Raw genomic sequence first — 8,427 nt, 5'->3', positions numbered from 1 at the left:
GCAATTTTAACCCATATTTTTTTAGATGCATTTAATAATTACGGTGTGGGCTGGTTTGAACCCTTTAACCATTACCGTATTTCTTTCAATATTATTTATGTTGCCGATCCTTTCTTTTCTATTGTACCCGGCATTGCATTAATCATCTTATTATTACTGAAGCAAAAAAATAAAAAAAGGCATTACTGGTGGAAATTTAGTTTGTGTATTAGTTTTTTATACCTCTGCTACGCTGTTATTAACAAAATAATTATTAATCATGATGTTCAACAGGTGTTGGCAAAACAGGAAATAAAATATACCCGTTATTTTACTACTCCTGCACCATTACAAAATTGGTTGTGGTATGTTGTTGCAGGTAACGATAGTGGCTATTATACAGGTTACCGTTCTGTATTTGATAAAAGCCCGGAGATGCAGCTGCGGTATTTTCCCCGTAATACTTTTTTACTCGACAGCCTGCCTGCGGATAAAAATATAGCCGCAGAAAAACTCATTCGGTTTTCTCAACAATTTTATACGGTAGAAAAAAAACAGGATACGCTAATTTTTAATGATTTGCGTTTTGGGCAAATCATTGGCTGGCAAAATCATGGTGAACCATTTGCATTTTATTACTATTTACATCCTGATATTGATAATACGCTGGTGGTGCAACGTGGCCGCTTTGCAAAATGGAACGGGCAGGTGTTTAAATCATTGGTAAAACGAATTGCAGGTAACTGATACCGTGTGCATGCTATAAAATTTATTTTATAAAGACGGGGAGAATAAACGGGCAAATTTTTCGGGAAACTGAGTTAGCACCGAACGCTTGTACCATTGCTTAGCATCTAATTTTTTTGCATGTTTCAGATCATCAAAAAACACAGTCCGCATTTTTTTTGAAAAAGCAGCATCATAAATTATGGCATTCACTTCAAAATTTAATTCAAAACTGCGGTGGTCCATATTAGCGGTACCAACCATTGATAATTTACTGTCGGTTACAAGTGTTTTGGCATGCACAAAACCTTTTTGGTAAAGATATATTTCCACCCCGGCCTGCAAAAGATTATTGTAATTTGCTTTGGATGCAGCGTTTACCAGTTTTGAATCGCTTTTACCGGGCACCAGCAATTTAACAGCAAGGCCGCTGGAAGCGGCAATCATTAATGCATCTACAATACTTTCTCCCGGAATAAAATAAGGTGTAGTAATAAGTATTTCTTCTTTTGCCAGGTTTATAGCCTGCAGCACAGAAAATAATACTGAGGGCTGAGCTGAATTGGGGCCGCTGCCAACAATTTGTACATAAGTATTTTCTTTAACAGCTTCGGGATTATCAAAATATATTTTATTGGGTTTTAAACTGCCCGGGCAGCAAAAATTCCAATCAGTTAAAAAAAGATACTGCAGGTAATATACACCAGGCCCGTCAATTCGCAGGTGGGTATCACGCCAGTATAATTGCTTTTTTTTATTGTTTACATACCTGTCGCTTACGTTTATACCACCAACAAAACCGGTGTACCCGTCAATAACAACAATTTTTCTGTGGTTGCGGTAATTAATACGGTTGGCCAGTAAATAAAAATGCACTTTATGAAAAGGAAATATTTCAACCCCGGCATCGAGTAACCGCTTTTCAATTTTCTTTTTTATTGTGGGGCTGCCAAAATCATCATAAATAAACCTTACCTGCACACCTTCTTTCGCTTTACGAATAAGCATTTCAATAACAGCGGTACCTGTTTCATCACACTCATAAATATAATACTGCAGGTGAATATGGTGCTTGGCTTCACTAAGGGCTTTAAGTAATTCAGGAAATTTTTCTTCGCCATTCAACAAAAGTTTTACCCGGTTATGGCGGGTTACCGGGCTTTGCAGCGATCGTGTAAGCATTGCAGACAATTCAGCATTATCATCACCTTCAATATCTTCCAGGTCCAATTCCACTTCATTATAATGCAGTATATTTTTTTTCATTTGCTGCATTATTTTTTCATCTTCGCTGTTCTTTTTCGAATACAATTTCTTTCTCCAGTAATTAACGCCAAATGCCAGGTAAAAAAGAATACCAAAAACAGGTATAAAAATGCAGAATAAAAGGTAAGCCATAGTTTTGGTGCTGCTGCCAGTCTCATAAATGTTACGCAGGCAAACCAGTATAACTATCACAATATAAATTATTAATGCAATCCACGTCCAGTTCATAAACAGGTTAATATCCTTCAAAGTTATTCTATTGTTTTTTATTAATAGTGAAAATGATGCTGGGGAATACATCAATATTGTTATCTGCGTACTAACTTTTAAAGAGTGGGAGAGAGTGTTTCAAAGCCCTTATTATTAAAATACGAAAAATAAAAATTTCATAAGCAGGATTTATGGTTAATAATTTTTGGAACAGCAATGTTTTTTTGACGCATTTTATACAGTTGTTTCAGCTGTTTATATTACTGAGCTACATTGCCAGATCTATTCCCGGCAAATGGGCATGACTCAAGCCAAATTACAGACTCCCCATTCAAAAAAAATTAGCCTTTTTTTCAAATAAAAGGTAGCCTTTATGCGTTTACAATAAAAAGTAACCCAAACTCAACCCGTATGAAACAATTTTTACCCCTTTTGGTGGCCTTATGTTGCCCCATTTTTGCTTTTTGCCAGGATATTACCGGCCTATGGAAAGGCACCATGTTTAACGATTCCACACAAAAATCTTTGCCGTACGAAATGGTTATCAGTAAAGAAAACGGAAAGTACACCGGCTATTCTCACAGTTGGTTTTTAGTAGATGGCAAAGAATATTATGGCGTTAAAAAAATTAAGGTACGTGTGGCTAAGGATGGAAAAATTGTTATGCAGGATGCTGAACTTATAGAAAATAATTATCCCGGCGGCCCCGACAAAAATGTGTACCAGTTAAATGTGCTTGACCTTGCCAACAGTGGCAATGAAATAACTTTGCAGGGTCCGTTTGTTACCAACCGTACAAAAGTTTATACTGAGCTAACAGGCCGTATAAATGTAAAAAAGGTAAGTCAATTAACCGGGAGTGAGTTGATGACCTTTTTGCAAAAAAATGGAATGGATAAAAGTTTTACTGCGGTAAAATAAAAGTAAAATATTTATTTCTTTTATAAATTACTAAGGCAATATCTAATATTGCCTTTTTGTTTTTATTTGACAGATAAAATTACAGCCTCATTAGTATAAATGTGAAGCACCTCATTTTCTACCTCAATCTCTTTCTCAAAACGTAGCCCGAGTTTAGTTAACAGTTTTATAGAACTTATATTTTTCGGCAATGTTGTAGCAAGAACAGGATGATAGTCCGAATTTTTGCTTACCACCGATAATATTTCTTTTGCAGCTTCATAAGCATAGCCGTTACCATTAAACTGTGGTAAAAAAGCAAAACCAATATCAAAATGTTCTAAATAATTTCGCTTGAGAAAAGAAATTATTCCAATAGGAGTATTGCTCTCTTTAATACTAACTACCCAGTAAAATAAATTTTGAGTGTTCAGTATTTTGTAGATATACGCAATAGCATCATCTTTTGAATGCACATTCCTGTCTCCAATAAATTCAATCCATCCCGGTGAGTTTAAAATGGCAATAATAAAATCATGATCCTCTAAAGACAATAGGTTTAAATTAAGCCTTTCTGTAAAAATTTTATTTTGCATTTTTAAATATAAAATGTTGTCCGGTAATTTATCAACTCTCGTATAACCTTTACATTAACGATTTAATTTTAAGGTGTTTTGCTTTTCATTTCATCTGTAAAACGTAATTTTATTTGCAAACCAAATATACATTACTCTGCAGTAATTTATTTGTTGCTGGAAGTAAGCCAGGATTTTTTTTAAAATAAGTACTGTATCATCATACAGTCAACAAAGTCTAAGCTTATAATTTTTATCTATAAGTATATAAATTTTATAGATAAATGTTATCCCAAGATTATTGTATGTTTGAACCTTAAACAATAAAAAATTTATTACAAATGGACAATAACACATCCCCAGACACACCAGCATTAGACGTAAACAATGAAAGCATTGCCAGCAAATGCCCGTTTTCTGGCGGATCACTCAAGCAAAGTGCCGGCAGCGGTACAAGAAACCGTGACTGGTGGCCCAATCAATTAAAGTTAAACATATTGCGTCAGCACTCTTCTTTATCAAACCCGATGGGAGCGTCTTTCAACTACGCAGAAGAATTTAAAAGCCTCGATCTGGATGCTTTGAAAAAAGACATTTTTGATTTAATGACTACCTCGCAGGATTGGTGGCCTGCTGACTATGGCCATTATGGCCCGTTCTTTATCCGTATGGCCTGGCACAGTGCAGGTACTTACCGCATTCAGGATGGTCGTGGTGGCGGAGGCTTCGGCACCCAGCGTTTTGCACCATTAAATAGTTGGCCAGATAATGCCAATCTTGATAAAGCCCGTTTATTATTATGGCCAATTAAAAAGAAATATGGTAAAAAAATTTCCTGGGCCGATCTTATGATTCTTACAGGCAATTGCGCTATAGAATCAATGGGTTTACCAACCTTTGGTTTTGGTGGCGGACGTGAAGATGTATGGGAGCCGGCAGAAGATATTTATTGGGGTTCGGAAAAAGAATGGTTAGGCGGAGACCAACGTTATACCGGCGACCGTAACCTGGAGAATCCATTAGCTGCGGTTCAAATGGGATTGATTTATGTAAATCCTGAAGGGCCCAACAGCAACCCAGACCCGCTTGCTTCTGCCCGTGATATTCGTGAAACTTTTGGCCGCATGGCTATGAATGATGAAGAAACCGTAGCACTTATTGCCGGTGGGCACACTTTTGGTAAAACCCATGGCGCTGCCGACCCCGGAAAATACGTTGCTGCAGAGCCAGCAGCTGCCGGTATTGAAGAACAAAGCCTTGGTTGGAAAAATACTTACGGCAGTGGTAATGCAGGCGATACTATTACAAGTGGTTTGGAAGGCGCATGGACAACTACTCCAACAAAATGGAGCAACAATTATTTCGAAAATCTTTTTGGTTACGACTGGGAGCTTACCAAAAGCCCTGCCGGAGCACATCAATGGAAACCAAAAGATAATGCAGGTGCCGGTTTGGTACCAGATGCTCATGATCCTGCAAAACGTCATGCACCATTTATGCTTACTACCGATATTGCATTAAAAGCAGATCCTGCTTATGAAAAAATTTCGAGATATTTCTTCGAAAATCCAGATCAATTTGCTGATGCTTTTGCCCGTGCATGGTTCAAACTAACGCACAGGGATATGGGCCCACGTGTTCGTTACCTGGGTAAAGAAGTGCCTGCTGAAGAATTGATCTGGCAAGATCCTGTTCCGGTTGTTACATACGAATTAATAAATGATGAAGATATTGCTGTATTAAAAAGCAAAATACTGGCTACAGAATTATCTGTGTCTGAATTGGTAGCTACCGCCTGGGCATCAGCATCCACCTTTCGTGGTTCTGATAAACGTGGTGGGGCTAACGGTGCCCGTATTCGCCTTGCACCTCAAAAATATTGGGAAGTAAATAATCCCGGGCAACTTTCTAAAGTGCTAACTGAACTGGAAGCAATTCAAACTGCATTCAACAATGAGCAGACCGTAAATAAAAAAGTTTCGATGGCCGACCTGATTGTTTTAGGTGGTTGTGCAGGTATTGAGCAGGCTGCAAAAAATGCAGGACATAACGTAACTGTGCCTTTTAAAGCAGGAAGAACCGATGCAACGCAGGAACAAACTGATGTAGAATCATTTGCCGTGCTGGAACCACTTGCAGATGGTTTCCGCAATTATCTTAATGCTAAACACACTTCGTCAGCAGAAGAAATGCTGGTGGATAAAGCACAACTGTTAACCTTAACCGCTCCCGAGTTAACGGTGCTGGTAGGTGGAATGCGAGTGCTAAACACCAACCTTGGTCAATCGCCGCATGGTGTATTTACTAAAACTGTGGGAGCACTCACCAACGATTTTTTTGTAAACCTGATTGATTTTAGCACTACCTGGAAAGCTGTTTCGGCATCACAAAATATATTTGAAGGCCGTGACCGTAAAACAGGTGAAGTAAAGTGGACTGCTACAAGGATTGATCTAATTTTCGGTTCTAACTCAGAGTTACGTGCCCTTGCTGAATTGTATGCTTGCGAAGATGCCAAAGAGCAATTTGTACACGACTTTGTAGCAGCGTGGAATAAGGTAATGAATTTGGATCGTTTCGATCTGGCTTAATTACAACTTTATATTTGATATTAAAAGCTGGCCTGGTAACAGGTCAGCTTTTTTACTTAATTAAAGAAAGAAAAACTAAACTGTTTTTTTCGGTGGCAGATCAAAAGCAATCGCTTCATGCTCAAAATGTCCATTATGTGAACCATCACAAAACGGTTTGTTTTTTGAAAGGCCACAACGGCAAAAGGAAACTATTTCTCTTCCCTGTAAATTATACACGCCACCGTTTCTGTCCACTACTTCAACATCGCCTTCAATTTTTAAAGAGCCGTTATTGTTAACGGTAATTTTTGTTGTTGCCATTTTACTTTTTTTCAAAAATAGGTACTAAATTAAAACTATTGGTAATTAAAAATTATTTATGTTCGGATAATGCGAATGTCTTAGCAATGGTCACCGTAATTATTGGTGTGCAGGAAAGGAAAAAAAATTGCCGTTGTAGTACCAACAACAACAAAGTTTTTAGCAAGTAAAGATTACTGCTTTTTAATTTGCTGTCTTGTGTACTTTTCCGAAGCATGTCCTGCTGGTAAAAAAGCCCCACTCGGCGCAGAACTAAACAACACATCCACACAGCAGAAACGGACTTAAAGGTAAAATACCCATGGTAGCTGCTTTACTAAAGCACTATTTTTTTTAAACAAAATAAAAAGCAACCTTTTTCGTTTAATCGTAGTCTTTATATTTGAATTAAAAAATCCGAACAAATGAAAAAAATACATTTTATGTTAATGGCATTAACTGCCATATTGTTCTTTGTGTCTTGTAAAAAAGATACCACCGTTGCGCCGCAACTAAACTTTAGCAATAATCTTACCGAGGGTACCGCCGTAAATGGTGAATATACCATTACAGGACATATTACTTCGGCAGCAAGGCTGTTAAAAGTTACCTTAACAATAGAAGGGCAGGCTACCCCTTTTTTAGTTGATGAGACAACTGCAAAAAACAAAAACGAATATGATTTCTCTTATTTAGTAACAGGTATTACAGCCAACACTTATATTTTGATAGATGCATATGACCAGGCTGGCGGAAAAATAACGCTGCGATTTTTGATAAAAAAATAATAAAAAAGGCCGGATGGATAATCCGGCTTTTTATTTACTGGTATCTCTTTAGTTTATATTAATTGGTATTTACTTACAACTGGGGTTTGTGAAAAACGCCGTTATTGTTAGTATGCAGCCGGGCAAATACGACATTGGCGTACAACAATGTGAGAAATGAAAGTTGTAGCAAAATTGAAGGCACACGGTTTTAATGAGATTGCGGTTATAGTTGGAGTGGGCTTCTGGCTGTGTTGTTGTTTTATTATTTCATCTGAGTTTATGCTTCCGTTACAAAGCGCTAAGAACTATAGACAACAGTCGCCTGCCCACGGCAGAAGACTGACGCCAGTGCGGAGAGACAATTTGCATCGCTTATAACAACAACGGCTAAAAACCTTATGTTATGTGCTGGCTATAAATTTACGATACTTGGATAACACCTGGAAACTCCGAATTTTTTAATAAATCCAGGAGTTTGGGAATTAAGTTGATATAAGTCTCCTGTCTATTATTTACTCCGCAAAGTATTGCAAGAATAAAAGTAACAGCCTTTAAATTTTGTTGATACGGCAGATTTCGATCTGCCGTAACGAAGACTTCAAAATTATTCTCCATAATTAAGCGTAATAATTCTCCGTTTTTTTTGCCAAGCCAGTTCATATCTCTTACAGTTAAAACTTCATGTTCTGTTCCAAAAAATTCAGAAAGTTTTGTGGGTAAACTTTCGTCAAGCAAAATTTTCATGAAGAACCTTTTCAGAAGTTAGAGAAGTTTTTGCCATTTCCAGAACATTAATCGCAGCAGTTTTTGTAACTGATGGAAAGTCTGCAAGAAACATTTCAAGATCGTCACCGCCTTCCAAATAATCAAATAGGGTTTGAATAGGAACTCGTGTACCAGCAAAAACAGGGGCACCACTCATAACTTCAGGGTCAATGCTTATTTGTCCGTATAACATATCTTCAAATTTTAATAAAGTTACCGCTTTTTTTAACTCTTTATATTGGGAACTCAACGGCAGCTAACACATAACGTTTGTATTTATGCACTCTACGCTATAAATCTAAACCAACTGTATTGACAACCAAAGTTGTAATACAGTTTGTATTAGAAAAGTACTAATGCAAT

9 protein-coding genes are annotated in these 8,427 nt (G+C 37.3%); 4 read left to right on the top strand and 5 right to left on the bottom strand.

Annotated features, from left to right (window positions below):
- On the top strand, nt 1–726 hold a 726-nt coding region (locus ACY65O_RS12640), incomplete at its 5' end, for a metal-dependent hydrolase (protein ID WP_462221218.1).
- Nucleotides 727–753: 27 nt separating this feature from the next.
- Here the strand turns inward: ACY65O_RS12640 and cls are convergent.
- The gene (gene cls / locus ACY65O_RS12635; protein WP_462221217.1) at nt 754–2,220 is read right to left on the bottom strand and encodes a cardiolipin synthase; all 1,467 of its coding nucleotides are present in this window, start codon (nt 2,218–2,220) and stop codon (nt 754–756) included.
- A 372-nt stretch (nt 2,221–2,592) separates the two neighbouring features.
- On the opposite strand from cls, the gene ACY65O_RS12630 reads away from it, so the two are divergent.
- Complete coding sequence (locus ACY65O_RS12630; protein WP_462221216.1) at nt 2,593–3,102, top strand: hypothetical protein; 510 nt, start codon at nt 2,593–2,595, stop codon at nt 3,100–3,102.
- A gap of 62 nt (nt 3,103–3,164) precedes the next feature.
- Here the strand turns inward: ACY65O_RS12630 and ACY65O_RS12625 are convergent, their stop codons facing one another.
- On the bottom strand, nt 3,165–3,677 hold the full coding sequence (locus ACY65O_RS12625; protein ID WP_462221215.1) for a GNAT family N-acetyltransferase: 513 nt from the start codon (nt 3,675–3,677) through the stop codon (nt 3,165–3,167).
- Between the two features lie 320 nt (nt 3,678–3,997).
- Here ACY65O_RS12625 and katG point away from each other — a divergent pair, with 320 nt between their 5' ends.
- Complete coding sequence (katG, locus tag ACY65O_RS12620) at nt 3,998–6,247, top strand: catalase/peroxidase HPI (protein ID WP_462221214.1); 2,250 nt, start codon at nt 3,998–4,000, stop codon at nt 6,245–6,247.
- Nucleotides 6,248–6,322: 75 nt separating this feature from the next.
- Here katG and ACY65O_RS12615 read toward each other — a convergent pair whose 3' ends face one another.
- Nucleotides 6,323–6,550 (bottom strand): CDGSH iron-sulfur domain-containing protein, encoded by a 228-nt coding sequence (locus ACY65O_RS12615; RefSeq protein ID WP_462221213.1) that lies wholly within the window; start codon nt 6,548–6,550, stop codon nt 6,323–6,325.
- A 404-nt stretch (nt 6,551–6,954) separates the two neighbouring features.
- Between ACY65O_RS12615 and ACY65O_RS12610 the strand changes: the two genes are divergently transcribed.
- A complete protein-coding gene (locus ACY65O_RS12610; protein ID WP_462221212.1) occupies nt 6,955–7,317 on the top strand; it encodes a hypothetical protein in 363 nt (120 codons plus the stop codon).
- A gap of 402 nt (nt 7,318–7,719) precedes the next feature.
- On the opposite strand, the gene ACY65O_RS12605 is transcribed toward ACY65O_RS12610, so the two are convergent.
- Nucleotides 7,720–8,043, bottom strand: a complete 324-nt coding sequence (locus ACY65O_RS12605) for a DUF5615 family PIN-like protein (RefSeq protein ID WP_462221211.1) — start codon at nt 8,041–8,043, stop codon at nt 7,720–7,722.
- A complete protein-coding gene (locus ACY65O_RS12600; protein ID WP_462221210.1) occupies nt 8,027–8,257 on the bottom strand; it encodes a DUF433 domain-containing protein in 231 nt (76 codons plus the stop codon). Before ACY65O_RS12600 ends, ACY65O_RS12605 begins: the two co-directional genes overlap by 17 nt.
- Nucleotides 8,258–8,427 lie beyond the last annotated feature (170 nt).

It is taken from the genome of Ferruginibacter sp. (genome assembly GCF_031430955.1).
GTDB lineage: Bacteria > Bacteroidota > Bacteroidia > Chitinophagales > Chitinophagaceae > Ferruginibacter.
Note: the sequence above shows the minus strand (reverse complement) of the source record. Positions and strands in the feature narration are given on the sequence as shown.